Source organism: Rhodococcus sp. AD45-ID (genome assembly GCF_003023755.1).
GTDB lineage: Bacteria > Actinomycetota > Actinomycetes > Mycobacteriales > Mycobacteriaceae > Rhodococcus_F > Rhodococcus_F globerula.
In genome coordinates this window covers 933,802-950,703 of sequence record NZ_PYHL01000003.1, presented here as the reverse complement: position 1 = coordinate 950,703, position 16,902 = coordinate 933,802, and the positions used below count along the sequence as shown (strand labels likewise).

The window sequence follows — 16,902 nt, the reverse complement described above, 5'->3', positions numbered from 1 at the left end:
CGCCTGCCAACCACTGGATGAATTCATGCAATTCTGATGCTTGTCGGATTAATCCGTGAAATACGGATAATTCGCTCTGCCAGATGCTCCGATTTCGCATTCCCGTGGAAGGAAGGTGGTCGACGTGCGTCGACTTCGATTACCACTCGTATGTGCACTGCTACTGACGATCGGATCGTTAAGCGCCTGTGCACCCAAGCCGGTAACAACAACAACGACAAGTGCCCCGCCCGCAACCTGCAGTTCTGTCGGGTTGGGTATCGCAGGCGGAGCGCCACTGAATTGGCTCTCACAAGCCGATCTGGACACCGAGTTGAGTGCCATGAAGAACGCAGGCACGACATGGCTGCGCTTCGACATCGACTGGTCTGCCGTCGAACCGACCAAGGGTCAACAGAATTGGGCAGCAACTGATCGTGTTGTCGATCGAGCGAGACTACAAGGATTGAGTCTCGTCGGCATCGTTACCTACACGCCGGCATGGGCACGTGTGGCCGGAGCAACCGACACTCATGGTTATCCCTCTGACACCGCGACATTTGCCAAGTTCGCTCAACAAGCAGCGCAACGCTATTCAACGAGGATCAGCACTTGGGAGATCTGGAACGAGCCGAACCTCACACAGTTCTTCCGCCCGAAGCCCAACGTCAACACCTACGCAGCGATACTGAAGGCTGCGTCAACCAGTATCCGGGCGGTCCAACCCGGGGCCAAGATCCTCAACGGAGGATTAGCGCCCGCGGTCGACAACGGCTCCGACATATCACCGGTCACCTATCTGAACGCCCTCTACAGCGCCGGCGCTAAATCGTACTTCGATGTGTTCTCCATCCACCCGTACAGTTGGCCTGCCTTGCCGTCCGACGCATCCACCTCGAGTTGGAATACTTTCTACCGGATTCGTTTGATGCGCGACATCATGGTGAAGAATGGCGACACGGGAAAGAAGGTCTGGGCAACAGAATTCGGCGCTCCTACCGGATCGGGATCAACTGCTGTCACTCCGCAACTACAAGCCAGCATCATCTCCGACGGATTTGCGCAGGCACAGGCACTCGGTTACATCGAACGCATATTCATCTACAGCATGCGTGATCGCGGAACCAATTCCCGAGACATCGAGCAGAATTTCGGTCTGGTGACGATCAACTACACGCCGAAACCTGCCCTGGACGCAGTCAAGAAGGCAATCGGGGGTTGCAGCGCCCCCAAGATCTGAATCCCGATATCCTCTCTGTCAATCCGGCTCCCCGTCCGTACCTTCCTGGTGCACTGAGCCCACGCGCCTCACGGACTGCTCAGCGCGAGTATCACCGTTCTTATTGGTGACCAATACAATTCGCTCGGTGGGCGCCTCGGAGTTGATGTCGTCGCCAATGGGTGCGCCATCAACTCCGTCGGAGGCACTTACCCCGTCCTGATCGGTTCGCTGAACTGCCGTTTCTGCGCGAGCGGTTCGGGCTTTCTTGCCGGCAGACGAGGGTAAGCGATTTCGTTCGATCGTCACGGTCTGCGCATCGATCAACTTCCCACGCTCACTGCGATCGGCAGATTTGATCAAATCAACTGAATGTGCTTGGCGCACAGGCGCTGGTGTTGCAAGGGATACAGCCTCCGCCGACGCCACTGGTGTCGGGCCACTTGCCGGAGTCTGCGCGTAAGGCGAGGTGTCCGGCACCGCCAATATCGTCGCAACCGATTCCTTGACCACAGGCCGTGGACTCACTGAAGGTGATGTGTCGCCTCTGCCCCGAAATCGTGACAACGTAATCAGTTCGATGAACGGTTCAGACGCGGCTGGACCGACGAGCACCAGCGAGCGTGTGACGTCAACTTCTGCCAGCGCTCTGAGAGCATCAACGATGTCTTGCTGTTCCGCCTTCCGAGCCGAGACGAGCACAATGGCGAATTCCGTCCCACTCGAATCGATCTTGCTCCACCATTCCGATTTCAAGGGGTGGACGGCTATCCGAGATTGCAGGTTTTCCGGAACGTGCCACGAGTTGGTGTCGACTCCGTCCCCCACCAGCACGAGTACGTCGTCACCCAAGCTCGCGCGCTGACTCAGTGTGAGAGCGACATTCGACGGAATATCGGCGCCCGATGTGTGCTGCACGAGCAATGATGCACCAAACTTTCTGGAGGCACGCCGAGCCCACGCATCGGTAACCCGAGAACTGAACCGTCCACGGCAAGCTACAAGAATTTCTGCCACCAGTATCAAGACAACCAGGAACACAACTGCTGCTTCTGCAAACGGTTTCGGCGCTACCGGTAGACCGGTCCCCGTCGGTGCCGACAACAGCTGCAACCGATCCGCTGTCGAGTCGGAGGCACGCAGTTGCCTGAGCTGTTCAAGCCTTGCATCAAGATCGGCCGAGGTCGTCGGATCGGCTATCGGTGTCTCGTCGTTGTCGATGCTCTCTTGACGCGCAGCCGCGAGTTGCGAGTTGAGCCGCGCAATGTCGTCAGTCAATGCTTTGGTGCGCAGAGCAAGAGTTTCGGCGTTGCGTTGAGACTGCGCATCGCTCAGTATCTCGACTACGGTGCGGGCGAGACGGTCCGCCTCCTCCTGACTGGATCCAGTCGCCTTCACCAACACCAGGGCCGGCGAGGTGCCGGGAGTAACCGCGATGTGACTCGAAACGTCAGACGCCGTCCAACCGTTGTCCATCCGACTCTGAATGCTGGCAACTACCGCGCTATCAGAGGCGAGAGCGGTGTATGGCGCGACCAGTTGTCCAAGATTTGCATCACTGACGACAACCTGGGAACCCGCTTGCACTTCCGCGACGATGTCCGATTCATAGACCGGTGACTCACTCCCCCGAACGAGATACATCGCACCACCGGCGATCAACGCAATTACTAACGCAGGCAGCATTACCCGAGAGAGATTCCGAACGTGCGCTACCAGATCAAATGTCGGTGGCACGCCCAACTCGCGACGAATCGCTGCGTCCCTGGCCCGCACATCTGACACGTCGAAACCTCCAATTCGGCCCTACAGTTCAAGATCAACAAAGGAAACCGCAAGTTTGCTGAATAACCACAAACATACCCGAAGTGCGGTAATCAGTTACCCAGCAGGCATCGAAGTTTCGACGACACCACGGCAATACTCGACAATTCCGGCGCCGACGAGGTCGCCTGGTCCGCTCAGCGACACGGTCCGAGACCTGTTTTGCCCCTACGTAATCCACAATGCCGTAAATCCGGCATATGCCCCGAGGGGTTCACATCCATCAATATCGCGCGCATCGATGCAGGTATTGTCGGGCTATCAGAAAAATGTCGAAAGCCTCGAAAATCGTAGCCATCTCGGTGTCCGCGCTCGCCCTGACAACCATCGCAGGGTGGCCACTCTACGTGTCCCCGAAGGTTGACGAACCGCAATCTGCCGACGCCGTCGTAGTACTAGGTGGCGCCCACGACGGCCGCGAAGAAGTGGGACTCGAACTCGTGCGACGCGGATACGCACCACGAATTATCTTCTCCAATCCCTACAGCGACAACGACAAGAAGATGCAATCGATCTGTAACGGATCATTCGATTTTCCGGTCGATTGCTTTGTGCCTTCCCCCTCGACAACCGAAGGGGAAGGTCTCGAAATCGAGCGGCTTGCGCGCCTGAACGGTTGGACAACCGTCATCGCTGTGACCTTTGTTCCTCATATTTCGCGCGCACGATTCATTATTTCCCAGTGCTATTCGGGGGAACTACTGATGGTCGCGAGTCGTCCTGACCTCTCCATCGGCACGTGGGCCTACAATTACGTCTACCAAACAGCGGGGTATCTCAGAAATCTGCGGGCCGGTTGCGCAGACTCCCGTTTCAGCGCAGCTCGGTAAGTTGTTGCTAGTAAGCCCCGTCACTCCGGACTACCGCTGAGACCGTGCGAGCGATGATCGAAAGATCCTGCACCACAGACCAGTTCTCCACGTACGAAGAATCGAGTCGAACCGATTCTTCCCACGACAGATCGCTCCGACCGCTGACCTGCCACAGACCGGTGATGCCTGGCTTCACGAACAGACGCCGCGACACTTCGTCGTCGTACATCTCGACTTCGCGTCGCAACGGCGGACGCGGACCGACCACACTCATCTCACCACGTATGACGTTGAAGAACTGCGGAAGCTCGTCGATACTCAACCTACGGAGAATTTTGCCGATGGGTGTGATTCGCGGATCCTCACGCATCTTGAACAACACTCCGCCGGCGCCCTCGTTGTCACCCATCAGATCGACAACCTGTTGATCGGCACCCGCTACCATCGTTCGAAACTTGTACATGGGGAACGGTTTTCCGTTCAGGCCGATCCGTTCGGCCTTGTAGAATACCGTGCCTTTCGACGTGATCTTCACAGCAAGTGCAGCGGCAACCATCACCGGTGCAACAAGCAGAAGCATCACAGCCGAGAAGGCCTTGTCGAACGTCCCTGACGCCCAACCGTTCGCGCCTTCGTATCGTGGACGCGCCACATGCATCAACGGGATTCCCGCGACCGGCCGGATCATCAAGCGGGCCATAGAGACGTCGGCTATGACTGGAGAAACAACGAGGTCGATTCCTTCAGCTTCCAAGTCCCACATCAACTTCCGAATTCCGACCTGACCGAGGTCCTCGGTTCCCGTCACGATCACGGTGTCGGCATTGCTCGCCCGCATTGCCTCGATTACTTCGAATTCATTGCCGAGCACCGGCACACGAGCGCCGTCTACGACAATGTGATCGTCGAGGGCCGTCGAGCGTCGTGGAATGCACACGCCCACAACGTCGTAGCCGGCTCCCGACTCTCGAACGAAAGATCGGGTAGTCGCAACCACGGACGCGTGACCACCGACCAGCAGGACCGAGTTGCGGCACAGACCCGCTGAGCGCTTCCCCTGAATGCGGCGGCGCCACAGGTATCGACCAAGAATCAGGGCCACCAGTCCGAGCGGCAATGCAATCATCAGGTAGCTTCGCGCGATTTCGATCCCGAGAAGGATTCCCGCGAGTGCACCCAACCCGAAAACCTGGCCAGTGGCAAGGACCACCCGCTCGTACTCGTCGCGTCCGTCGCCCAGCATCGCTTGATGCCGACTGCGTCCGCGTGCAAGCACCGTCATCCACAGCACGCCCAGAGCAATAGATGCAACCACTTTGAGGGGTGTCAGCCACTCGATCGGATTGGGCCACATGCTTCCAACCTGCGCGAGCGCGATAACGAGGGTGACGATGACCGTATCTGTGATCGCTATCCTTCGCCCGTACTCCCGCCGCCAGTCGGTCCGCAGTTCTGCATCCGCCCGCCGTGTTGTCGGCTGGATCCCCACCTCAGCATGAACGCTCATGATCATCAGTCTTTCGTGTCTACATGCGGCGGCACCGGCTACATCATGGTTCGCATTGGTGGTCGCTGATCGGTAACCAACCCTGGAGCCAAGCACGGCAACACCCCGCCGGCTGCCGTACCTGGCATCTCACAGTGCGGAAACGAACCGACGATCATTTGCCCAACATAACCGCCGTTCAGGCAGCTATTTCTTGAAAAAACAACCGTAAGTAGCTCGTTCCGTACGTAAACATACCTCAGGTTTGTTTTCTCTGCACCTGAGTGACACGAGCTACTTTTACGATTGCCAACAAATTACCGGGCAAATCATTTCAAATCGGACGGATTCGGGCGTCAGACGGATTCGGGCGTCAGAGGGATGGGTCGGCCTCGCGCGCGCGAATCGCGCCGATCAGCAAGTGAAGGGCACCGGCAAGCGCCGCATCTGCTTGCTTGCACTGCGCAACGAGTCGCTCCAACTCTTCCTCGTCGACGGCGTCACTTAGTCCTGCTTTCTCTGCCCGCGCCCGAACCTTCGCGGCAAGGAGGATCGGCGGTTGCGACGTGGCGATTCCGTCCATCGCCGAAGCCCGAGCCTTCTCGGCAGCTTTCAACTCGTCCCAGGCGCGCTCTTGCTCGGCAATATCGACCACCCCCGAACTCGTCAGGTGTGGACTTCGATGGATCAGCTTCTCGATCAATGCGGCGGCTACGTCGTCCAGCTCGAACACATTGTGCGCTTGTGCGATCCGCGAATGGAAAAGAACCTGCAGCAGAAGATCGCCAAGCTCCTCACGAAGGTCGATCTCGTCACCGCTGCGGATGGCGTCGAGCACTTCGTACGTCTCCTCCACAAGGTAGACCGACAGGCTCTCGTGGGTCTGAGTCGCTTCCCAGCCGCCACGGCTCCATAACCGATCCATGATGGAAGCAGCCTCTACAACACGATCACCCTGAACAGGCGCCGCCCGGATGACGTGCACCCCGGCTTCCGCCTGTGCGGACACCGCTGCGTCGTCGCCGGCCATCATCACGATCACTCCGGCACCCGGTGTCGACTTCGGAAGCGCCTCCCGAACCGACACCGGCACGTCGTCGTCGATCCGGATCGGTCCGGACAACAAAGAGAGTGCCTCGAGCGGAAAAACGTGCGGCCGCAGCGGATCGAGCAGAACTATCGTCGATATCTCGGTCACGACCGGGTCATGCCTCCATCACCACGGCACTCGCGGCGCGACCGTCGATCGCCAGGATGAAATCGGCAATGTATTGCAGCAATTCCACGTCGCGCAGGCGATCGGAACCCACTCCCCCGGTTCGCGGCAGTGGCAGCTGCACCAAGCCTGTCGTCGCCCGGTACTGCGCGCTCGGATAGATCCGCTTGAGCCTGATCTGCTTGGAATCGGGCAGCGACATGGGCGAGATCTTGAGTTGAGTACCGGTTACCGCCACTTCCTCGAGTTGGTACTCGCGGCACAGCAGCCGCAGCTTCGCCACCGATACGAGTCGACGCACTTCTTCCGGTATCGGGCCGTACCGGTCAACAAGTTCTTCTACGACGGCAGCGATGCCCTCGGAATCTGTTGCGGCAGCAATCTTTCGATATCCTTCGAGACGAAGCCGATCGCTGGTGACATAGTCCGGCGGAATATGTGCGTCGACGGGTAGATCGATGCGAACCTCTTTCGGGCCCTCGTCGGTCGTGATCGGGAGCCCGTCAGCGGCGGCGCGGTAGGCCTCGACCGCCTCGCCGACCAGGCGGACGTACAGGTCGAACCCGACGCCGGCAACGTGTCCGGACTGCTCGGCGCCGAGGACGTTACCGGCGCCGCGGATTTCGAGGTCCTTCATGGCAACGGCCATACCGGCGCCGAGATCGGAGTTCTGCGAAATGGTGGCAAGGCGATCGTATGCCGTTTCGGTCAACGGCTTCTCCGGCGGATACAGGAAGTATGCGTATCCGCGTTCCCGGCTGCGTCCGACGCGACCTCGCAACTGGTGGAGCTGTGAGAGGCCGAGTGAATCAGCGCGCTCGACGATCAACGTATTCGCGTTGGAGATATCGAGACCCGTCTCGATGATCGTGGTACACACCAGGACGTCGAAATCTCTCTCCCAGAATCCTTGAACCGTTTTCTCGAGAGTGTCCTCGTTCATCTGACCGTGGGCGACCACAACCCGCGCTTCTGGTACCAGTTCACGGATTCGCTTGGCAGCCTTGTCGATCGAGCTGACGCGGTTGTGAACGTAGAACACCTGACCGTCGCGCAGGAGCTCACGCCTGATGGCGGCTGCGACCTGCTTGTCTGCATAGGCCCCGACGTACGTCAGAATCGGATGACGCTCTTCCGGCGGGGTCAGAATGGTAGACATCTCGCGGATGCCGGCCATGCTCATTTCCAGCGTACGAGGGATCGGCGTTGCAGACATAGTCAGAACATCGACGTGGGTCCGCAAGGATTTGATGTGTTCCTTGTGCTCGACACCGAATCTCTGTTCCTCGTCGACGATCACCAAACCGAGGTCCTTCCACCGAACCCCGGTCTGCAGCAGGCGATGTGTGCCGATGACGATGTCGATCTCGCCCTCGGCCATGGAAGTGATGATTTCCTTGGAGTCCTTGGCATCGGTGAAGCGCGACAATCCGCGTACCTTCACCGGGAACGACGCCATCCGTTCGGTAAACGTCTGAAGGTGCTGCTGCGCCAGCAGAGTTGTCGGAACCAGGACAGCCACCTGCTTACCGTCCTGTACCGCTTTGAAGGCGGCTCGCACAGCGATCTCGGTCTTGCCGTATCCGACGTCACCGATCACGACGCGGTCCATCGGGACGGCTTTCTCCATGTCGCCCTTGACTTCACTGATCACGGTCAGCTGATCGACCGTCTCGGTGAACGCAAAGGCGTCCTCGAGTTCCTTCTGCCACGGAGTGTCGGGGCCGAATGCATGGCCGGGTGCTGCCTGACGCGCGGCATAGAGCTGCACGAGTTCGCCCGCGATTTCACGAACCGCTTTGCGCGCCTTACGTTTGGTGTTCGCCCAATCGGATCCACCGAGCTTGCTCAGCGCGGGCAGCTCACCGCCGACATAGCGGGAGAGCTGATCGAGCGATTCCATCGGCACGAACAACCGGTCCCCCGGATGGCCTCGCTTGCTCGCAGCGTATTCGATGACCAGGTACTCACGCCTGGCCCCGCCGATGGTGCGTTCCACCATCTCGACAAAGCGGCCGATACCGTGCTGGTCGTGAACGACCATGTCGCCTGCGGCAAGTGCAAGCGGATCCACTTGGTTGCGACGCTTGGCCGGCAACCGCTTACCGTCGCCCACTGCCGCAACTCGATTGCCGGTGAGGTCGGCCTCGGTGACGACAACCATTCCCGGAACGTCGCCGTCGCCGTGCAGAACCAGACCGTCGTGCAACGATCCACGCAATACCGAGACCTGACCGCGTGCCGGGACCGCACCTGGCTCAGCCATTGTGGCCGGAACCTCGGCCTCACCGAGTCGTTCGAGGACTCGTTTTGCCGTGCCGGCACCGGCAACAACCACGGCCGCGCGTCCACCCGTGGTCACGTGCGCACGGAGGCTGACGAACAGCTCGGCAAGAAGATCGTCCGACCCACGCACCTGCGGGGCGGGCTGAATCGGGAGTTCGAGTTCCTCACCGCTCCCCGATGCCAGCGGGCTGACGGTCCACCACGGACGCCCACCCGCTTCTGCGGATTCGCGCACCTGACGCAGCGACCGGTAGGCAGACGCGCCGAGCCCCGAGTCGCCGCCGGCGAGGATGGAGGTGTCGAGGGGTGCCGCGCCGCCGATAGACGCCGCAGTCCACGACGCTTCCAGGAACTCCTGCCCGGTGCGAACCAAATCCGTTGCGCGGGTGCGCACTTTCTCCGGGTCACAGAGCAGAATGTGGGTTCCGGCGGGAAGAACATCGGAAAGTAATTGCAATTCACCAGGTTTCAGCACCGGAAGCAACGCCTCCATGCCCTCCACCGGAATACCCGCCGAGATTTTGTCCAGCATCTCCACCAGCGAGGCGTCGGCCTGGTTCTCTACGGCAATCGCGGCAGCCCGATCCCGAACGTCGGGGGTCAACAACAATTCACGGCACGGCGGCGCGATGACGAGGTCGACGTCGATATCCGGTAGCGACCGCTGGTCGGCAACGGAGAAGTAGCGCAGCTCCGAAACTTCGTCGCCCCAGAACTCGATGCGAACAGGGTGATCCGCGGTGGGTGAGAAAAGGTCGAGAATGCCGCCCCGCACTGCGAACTCGCCGCGCTTGCCGACCATGTCGACGCGCGTGTACGCCATTTCCACCAGCCGGACCAGAACCGACTCGAAGTCGATCTCGGTGCCGACGCGCAGTGTGATCGGCTCGATCTCACCCAGCCCGGGGGCCATCGGCTGAACCAGAGAGCGAACGGTCGTGACCACAACCCGCAGCGGCGCACCGTACGAGGAATCGTCAGGACGAGCAAGGCGTCGGAGAACCTCGATACGCCGCCCGACGGTATCCGCGCTGGGCGAGAGCCGCTCGTGAGGCAACGTTTCCCACGACGGGAACTGTGCAACCGATCCGCCGATCATCTCGGTGAGTTCGGCCGTCAGATCGTCGGCTTCACGACCAGTTGCGGTCACCAACAGCACTGGCGTTCGCGATGCAAGCGCGGCCGCGATGAACGGCCTCGCCGGTTTCGGCGCAACGATGTCGAGGGTGGCTCTACCGATCGCCTCGGTCACCGAGGCGAAGGCCGCGTCTGCGAGCGCGGCCTCGGCAAGGCCGGCAAGCGAAGTCTGGGCAGCGGGCAAGGCAGTCAACGAATGCGCTCCTCGGCGGTGACGGCGAGCTGCGGACGAACAACCCGAGCGTCACCCACCAGCGGTGGCGTGACGCCGAGTCGATTCTATCCGCGAGCGTGCCCTACCTCCGCGGAACCCGCTTGGTCGACGGTTGCCGAGGTGGATCGGCAACCAACGGCGGGCTGACCGGGGCGCTGGAATGGGAATTGAGCGCTCGAACGCGACCGATCACCATCTTCGCCTGACCGGTGCGACGCAACCTCACCGTCCGCGCACCGCCTGGTGCGAGATGAAACCAGGAATCTTCGGGCTCGAACCCCTGCAGGTCCAGCGACACGTATTGCGCCGTACCTTCCGAGGTGACGTCGACAAACCAGTCGTCGCCGACACTGCGGGCAATGGCGGCGAGGCCGACGGTGCGTTCCAGGGGTCTGGCCGGGCTTCCCAACAGATGCACAACTTCGTCGATAACCACGCCTTCCTCGTTCTCGAGAGTGATGGTGACTGCGTCGTAGTTGCGCGGCCCGAACTTGAAGACGTGCGTGAGATCGGTGAATCGCCCCACCACCTCGTCGACCGTCAGACTCCGTTTCCCGTGGGCGTCGACCTTGACGGGCGCGACCACATCCACCGGGACCACACCAGACCTGTTGTGCGCTCGGATACGGATTTCGGCAACCACCGGGTCACCGGTCTCGTTGATCACGTCGAGCCGGAGTCCGTCCAGACCGTCGTCGGTGACAATAAGGGCCACGGGTTTCGAGTACCGCCGGAGCACGTACCACGGAGCCTTCGGTGTGCCATGCCAGTCGAGGACTCCCCACCCTGGCCCAGGTTCGAGATCCATCAAAGCCAAGGTCAACGCACCGTCACAACCGGAATCTGCTCGACGCCAGTAACCGAGTGCTGCGCCGAAGGCCTCGCAGATCGCCGCACGCCCCAAGTCGAGATAGCGTTCCGGATCGGACCAGCGAACCTCACTCGGATCCTCGCCGAACAACGTTCTGACGTAGTGATCACGAACGTCCTCGAAGTCCCAGGACGACCCGTTGTCCCGTGGCACAGCAGCCTTCCACGACGGGTGGTGGCCCGCTACGGACACAGAGCCGAACTCGTTCTCGACGGCAGTGTTCGACGGCGGAATGGAGAACGCCAGGCACTCCGTTGCGAAGCGCACCCGCGCGCTCAACACGTCGTCGAGTGGACGCCGGTACCCGCCTATTCCGAAGTAGTGGGCGATACCGGTGCCTACGTGAGTGGCCAGTGTTTCACGGTCGGGCGGTGCGGACGGAGACGAAGTGACGTACTCGAGTCCCGGTGCGAGTTCCTCGAGCATCGCAGGCAAGCGGGAATGAATGATCGAGATGTGCTGATCGACCAGACCGAGCATGGTCGGTTGCTGTTCGGTTTCACTTCCTCCGCAGAAAACTGCGAGCGCCGGGTTGCCACCGACCTGTTGCAGGAACGCACGTACCTCGGCGGCAAAGAGTGCAAAGAACTCGTCGGTGTCTGGCGGATCGAGCGTCGCGAGCATCGCGTCCTGCCAGACGAGAATGCCCAACCTCGAGCATTCGTTCCAGAAGTGATCACTCTCGTAGACCATGGTTCCGGGAATACGCAGCATGTTCACGCCGGACGCTGCACAACGCTCGAGCACCGACGTTGTTTGCGCCTCGCCGCGGAAGGAGACGGGATCGGTGGGCACCCACACCGATCCCCGGCAATACACGTCGACCCCATTGACCGATACTCGAAATCCACCGCCGGTTCGATCTATCTCGAGACTACGAAAACCGATGTGCCCCAGGTGGAGCACATCTCTGCCAACGTCGATCGACACAGAGTATCGATGCGGCCGACCGTGCGTGTGCGGCCACCAGAGATCCACATCAGGAATTTCGACGACGCCGGATACGACGGCAAGTCCACCGTCTCGCGATGTCACTGTGAGGGAACCACGAACGTTTCCGACGGTCACCGGCACTGCCGTGACAGTGCGGGGCAGACCCGTGAGACGCGCCGAGATCTCGACGGCCCCGGACGTTCCATCGACGGTAGCGTGAAGAGTCCGGGAAACGACGCTTGCCTTGCCGACGTCCAACAATCGAATACCCCGCCACGGCCCCACCGGCACCGGCACACCGGCGAATACGGGTGCACTCCCCAGCAGTGTTGTACGTATCCATCGCAGGCCCTGCTCACGCACCAACGACGAACGCCATCGGCCACGAGGCCGACGCGTACTCAGAACTGTTGCCAGAGAATGAAAGTGGATCGAGAGTGTGAATTCACGACTCTTGGCCGCCTCACGGGTTACGACTACCTCACCGGGAACGAACATGGACTCAGAAGACAAGACGACAGTGTCATCGACCCAGACGTCCGCGCCCGCCGTCAGCCCCTGGAGGTGGAGCAGCCACGACCCCTCACCGGCCGTGGCAACCCTCGTGACGAACCACCAATCACTGGCGTCGGCAGCCACCCGGCGAGCCGCAGCGGAGCCGTCGGCTTCGCGGACCGCCCCGGCCACCGTGCCCGGCACCGTAGCCGGTAGCCATCCCGTCTTTCCCGACAGCTGCGCGGGATTCACGATTTCGCCGGGTTGCGTTGCGATACAGCGCCACTGCGCTTGCTCGAGAAGATCTGTAGCGTATTTCCGCGGCATCACACCAACCTGAGATGTCGCTGGGAATCAACTCCGACAATGGAGGTGATGATGTCCATGGACTGTGTCCAGGACACCGCCATCTCGTCGAGTTGATCACGGGGATCCACGACGCGCCCCCTCGCCGCACGCGCCATCTGAAATTGCACACTCTTGGCGCCCGCAGCGACACTGCGGAACCCCGCCGCCGCCTGCGCTGTACCGGAAAACCCTGACGCATCGAGAAATTCGCTGACATCACCGGCAAGTTCAGCGCTGGCGCCGCACTGCCTCAGCAACCCGAACGACCACAGATGGAATGCCTCCATGCCGGCTGTGCGGATCCACTCCGAATCCTCGACGACCCTGCGCCCCAGCTCGCGTACCGGATTTCCCGGAGGCCGAACTGCCGCGTTCCGACGAGCTACTTCTGCGATGTTTCCCGCGTTCATCTCGTGAACGGGCGAAAGACGGACCTGCTCGACGTAAGGAACGAAAGGCGGGATGCTCGAACGATCGAGATCGAACACCCCGGAAAAATCGTCGCCCCGAAGCACATAATATCCACTGTTGTGGAAGTACTCGAGTTCTCCCGCTACTCGATCGATCCGGTTGGGGACAATTGTTGTCTTGGTATGCGTCTCATGGTAACTCGTACCCAATGTGTCCGGCAGCCAGTAACCGTCGACCTCCACCGTAGACAGCATTCCTGCCTCGAGGTTGTCCTCGACGTGTATCAGTGGCGCGCGCCAGACGTTCATCTCGGCAACGTCGATCCCGTAGAGCGCAAAGATATCCTCGGCTTTGAACTTGAGGAACGTCCACTGAGCACCGTCGAACCTTGACGCAAACGCACATGCCATGGCGGGAACCGGGTCGAGGCCGAGCGAATGCAGAACCTCGATCCAGAGATCCAGGTAACAGTTGGTCTGCGCCCACACCCGGTCCTCGTGATGCACGGCATGTGAGTTGTAGCGATCGGGGGTGATATCGAGGAGTCTGGCCATCACAAACCCATATGTCCACGGACGCCGCCTGGCCAGGCAGCAATGTCAAGACCGTGTGTTCGCAAGAGAGACAGAGCGATTCGCTCCATTCCGAAACCGACGCAGGAACTGTGCGCAACCTCCCCGTTGGCGGTAGTGATGTCGAATGTCTTGCCGAAGTGATCGAGGTGGTTGTTGGATGACACGATTGCCGTACCCTCGTCGAGATCGCCGTACAACCGAACTGTCAGCTCCGTCTTCAGGTTTTCATCGCGTTGGTTGGCCGCCAACATCCGGCCGGCCCTTCCGAAGAACGGATCGTTGGCAATGACCGGCGTGGCATCGAGGCCGAGGTCGCCCAAGACTCCCATTCCGCGTTCGATCCACTTTTTGCGGTGAGCTGCAGCGGCGTCGGCGTCGCCGATCGTCACGAACTCGTGCATGCGGAACGCCTGCATACGGGCTGGATCGATGGCCGGTTCGTGCCGAAAGCAGAATCCGTAGATATCAAGAAGCACTCCGCCTTCGGGCAACTCACCCGTGTACTGAGCGTAGGCGGGGTGGCACGCGGCCGACACCAACATCGTCTCGGTCGGTTCGAGATAGCGATCCCACGATTCACCGTTGGCGCGATCTGCGAGCAACTGTGAGTGATCACGATTGCTTCCGTTGAAAGTGTTGATGGCACCGGTCAAGTTGGGGAACGACGCGATGTAATCGGTGCGCTCGAAACTCGTGCGAGGAAACACCGGCGGAAAGCGCAGACGCGTTGCTGCGGATCCGGGACCCGCAGCAACGACCACGCGGTCGATTCCGTCGATGATGTCCTCGAACAACCCGGAACGACCGTAAAGACCTAGAACATCTGTCTCGATGAGAATTCCGGCACTCAGCAATTCACGCTGAAACTCGGCCCTGGCAAGATCGAGTTCGGAAGGGGTGGAATCGGTCTCGGCGTTCACGAAGTCGGTAGTCACATTGTTCCTTGGTATCCGATGGCCATTTGAGCGGACCCAGCCATGATGCGATCGTTGTTCACCATCACGGCAGCCCCGTGGGCATCACGGAGATGCCGCCCGAGCGAGAACTCACTGTCTTCTCGGTATCCGGAGATACCGCAGATCAACATCGTCTGACCGACAATCTCCACCACAGATCTCGATGTGGCGACCTTCAGGTTGTTCATCGACAGCGAGAACCCGACACTGTCGGTTGTCGTCGCCCCATCCAGTTCGCCGCGAGCGCAGACGGCGCGGTCGTAGCGACTGGCGGATGCATCAACCAGGTCCGCGAATTGTTGCGCAGTGGAAGCTGTTTCAGCCAGTCGCAGCGCTGCCGGCGACGAGACTCCCGGCTGCTTGCGCGCCGCGGCGCGCACGTACTTACGCGCCTTGTCGAGTGCCGCGTCAGCGATGCCGAGCCACACCGAACTCCACACGACGTGCGAGACGGGCAACATCGTGTTGGTGGAAATGTCGGCGTACGGAGTATCGATCATCATGTCCGGCGTGGACGTCGCCCGCAGGATGTACCCGAGGCTGCATGTTCCCCGCAACCCGAATGCGTTCCATTCGGCAGTCTTTTCCAGTGTGAGATCCCCGCTGCGACAGACAACAAGAACCTGATCGTTCGGCTGACTTTCCGGCGAACGTCGGGCGGTGACCAGAATCGCGTCTGCATGCTCGCCGTACGAGATCACCGGCGCGTTCTTGATCAGCAGCAGATGGCCACCGAGATCCTCTACAGCGCAGTAACTTCGGCTGACGTCGCCGCCGATTCCCAACTCCGTTGTTGCCGATGCGAGCAGCAACTGCTTTTCGACGGATTCGACCACGAACGCCCGCAGCGCCTCGGTGTTGCCGTGCTTGACCAGGGAGTAAATCTGCGTCTGATGCATCGCAAAGATCATTCCGCTGGACGCACAGCGTGATCCGATGATCCGCGCGATGGTGGCAACCTCACGCAAGGACAAGCCGTCGCCACCGAGCTCGGCAGGAACGGCGACAGAGAGCAGACGCTGCTCGCGCATCGCAGCAACCGCCTCGACGGGGAATCGAGAGTCTTCGTCCACCTCGGCCGCCCACACGGCAGCAACTTCGTCTGCGACACGGCGTGCCCGATCGAGGGCGGGCTCGACAATAACGTCGGGATGCGGAATGCTCACGCTTCACCCAGGCCGATCAACGCACTCTCGATCGCCCTGACGCTGGCAAAAGTGCTCTTCCGGAGCAACTCGTCCGGGAATTCGATATCGAACGAATCTTCCAGCGCCAGCATCACATTGACACTCGCATGGGAGGTCAAACCCAACGCGTACAGATCGGCGTCGATGTCGATTGTGCCGACGTCGACTGCAAGCCGACCATGCTCCATGAGCACTTTGCGAATTGCCTGATCACTCATCGGTGACTTAGTCCTTCTGTTTGTTGCGAACGGCCGCGATGCATGGCAATCACCATGGCGATAGCGACGTCGGCCTCATGCGAAATAGACACTTGAAAATCCTGAAGATCCTGCGCCACAGCAAGTTTTGCTGCTTCGCCGAAAAGCTCTACCCCACATCCCCCCCACAGCTCACGCGTAATCTCGATGGAATTCCACGGAATTGCTGTGTCCGCGGGCCGGAGAACCTTGACCACTGCTTCCTTCGCGGCAAAGCGCGCCGCGAGTCGCTGATCCCTGGCAGCCCCGCTGCAGATCTCCAACTCGCGTGCGGTGAACGTCCGCTCGAGGTATCGGCTCCCGAACATCTCGATACTTCGACTGACATCCACGACATTGACGACGTCGCAGCCGATCCGGGGGGTCGCATCGAATGTTGCTGACGAAACAGCCGAAACTGCCGAAGTCCCCGACGGTACAGATTCACCCATCTTCGATACCCCTTTCATCGATGGACCGGGCGACCCCCTACCCCGCCCGGTACACCGACTTCGTCTCGAACAATCGAGCTTCCCTGACCGATCGACAGGTTGCAGCAATTGTTCAGCTACTGGAAGAACATACCGCAACGTCGAGCAGGTCGGCAAGATCGGACCATCGGACATTTAGTTACGGGATAAACATACTCTGAGTTTGTTTCAAAAGCCCAATATAGGCCAATACCACTTCCGCGACACGATTAGATCCACACAAATG

General features: G+C 60.3%; 12 protein-coding genes. 2 read left to right on the top strand and 10 right to left on the bottom strand.

The window, feature by feature from the left end:
- The first annotated feature begins 115 nt into the window (after positions 1-115).
- The gene (locus C7T36_RS28605) at positions 116-1,219 is read left to right on the top strand and encodes a cellulase family glycosylhydrolase (protein ID WP_033234559.1); all 1,104 of its coding nucleotides are present in this window, start codon (positions 116-118) and stop codon (positions 1,217-1,219) included.
- An 18-nt stretch (positions 1,220-1,237) separates the two neighbouring features.
- On the opposite strand, the gene C7T36_RS28600 is transcribed toward C7T36_RS28605, so the two are convergent.
- Positions 1,238-2,983: a hypothetical protein gene (locus tag C7T36_RS28600; protein ID WP_146153471.1), complete on the bottom strand. Its 1,746-nt coding sequence runs from the start codon at positions 2,981-2,983 to the stop codon at positions 1,238-1,240.
- A gap of 308 nt (positions 2,984-3,291) precedes the next feature.
- Between C7T36_RS28600 and C7T36_RS28595 the strand changes: the two genes are divergently transcribed.
- A complete protein-coding gene (locus C7T36_RS28595; RefSeq protein WP_033234561.1) occupies positions 3,292-3,852 on the top strand; it encodes a YdcF family protein in 561 nt (186 codons plus the stop codon).
- Between the two features lie 7 nt (positions 3,853-3,859).
- On the opposite strand, the gene C7T36_RS28590 is transcribed toward C7T36_RS28595, so the two are convergent.
- The 9 genes from C7T36_RS28590 to C7T36_RS28550 all read right to left on the bottom strand — a co-directional run bounded on the left by C7T36_RS28590 (position 3,860) and on the right by C7T36_RS28550 (position 16,637).
- Positions 3,860-5,341, bottom strand: a complete 1,482-nt coding sequence (locus C7T36_RS28590; RefSeq protein WP_045069845.1) for a sugar transferase — start codon at positions 5,339-5,341, stop codon at positions 3,860-3,862.
- A 352-nt stretch (positions 5,342-5,693) separates the two neighbouring features.
- Complete coding sequence (locus tag C7T36_RS28585; protein ID WP_052683594.1) at positions 5,694-6,518, bottom strand: MazG family protein; 825 nt, start codon at positions 6,516-6,518, stop codon at positions 5,694-5,696.
- A 7-nt stretch (positions 6,519-6,525) separates the two neighbouring features.
- Complete coding sequence (gene mfd, locus C7T36_RS28580) at positions 6,526-10,152, bottom strand: transcription-repair coupling factor (RefSeq protein ID WP_045069314.1); 3,627 nt, start codon at positions 10,150-10,152, stop codon at positions 6,526-6,528.
- Positions 10,153-10,255: 103 nt separating this feature from the next.
- Positions 10,256-12,799, bottom strand: a complete 2,544-nt coding sequence (locus C7T36_RS28575; RefSeq protein ID WP_045069311.1) for a glycosyl hydrolase — start codon at positions 12,797-12,799, stop codon at positions 10,256-10,258.
- The gene (locus C7T36_RS28570; RefSeq protein WP_033234562.1) at positions 12,799-13,785 is read right to left on the bottom strand and encodes a DUF1839 family protein; all 987 of its coding nucleotides are present in this window, start codon (positions 13,783-13,785) and stop codon (positions 12,799-12,801) included. Before C7T36_RS28570 ends, C7T36_RS28575 begins: the two co-directional genes overlap by 1 nt.
- On the bottom strand, positions 13,785-14,741 hold the full coding sequence (locus C7T36_RS28565; RefSeq protein ID WP_045069309.1) for an amino acid--[acyl-carrier-protein] ligase: 957 nt from the start codon (positions 14,739-14,741) through the stop codon (positions 13,785-13,787). Before C7T36_RS28565 ends, C7T36_RS28570 begins: the two co-directional genes overlap by 1 nt.
- Entirely contained in the window at positions 14,738-15,928 is a 1,191-nt protein-coding gene (locus tag C7T36_RS28560; RefSeq protein ID WP_045069307.1) for an acyl-CoA dehydrogenase family protein, read from the bottom strand. The genes C7T36_RS28565 and C7T36_RS28560 overlap by 4 nt, the downstream gene beginning before the upstream one ends.
- Positions 15,925-16,167 carry an acyl carrier protein gene (locus C7T36_RS28555; RefSeq protein ID WP_033234563.1) on the bottom strand — a complete coding sequence of 81 codons (243 nt, stop codon included), beginning with the start codon at positions 16,165-16,167 and terminating at the stop codon, positions 15,925-15,927. Before C7T36_RS28555 ends, C7T36_RS28560 begins: the two co-directional genes overlap by 4 nt.
- Complete coding sequence (locus C7T36_RS28550) at positions 16,164-16,637, bottom strand: holo-ACP synthase (protein ID WP_084702941.1); 474 nt, start codon at positions 16,635-16,637, stop codon at positions 16,164-16,166. The genes C7T36_RS28555 and C7T36_RS28550 overlap by 4 nt, the downstream gene beginning before the upstream one ends.
- Between the last annotated feature and the right edge of the window lie 265 nt (positions 16,638-16,902).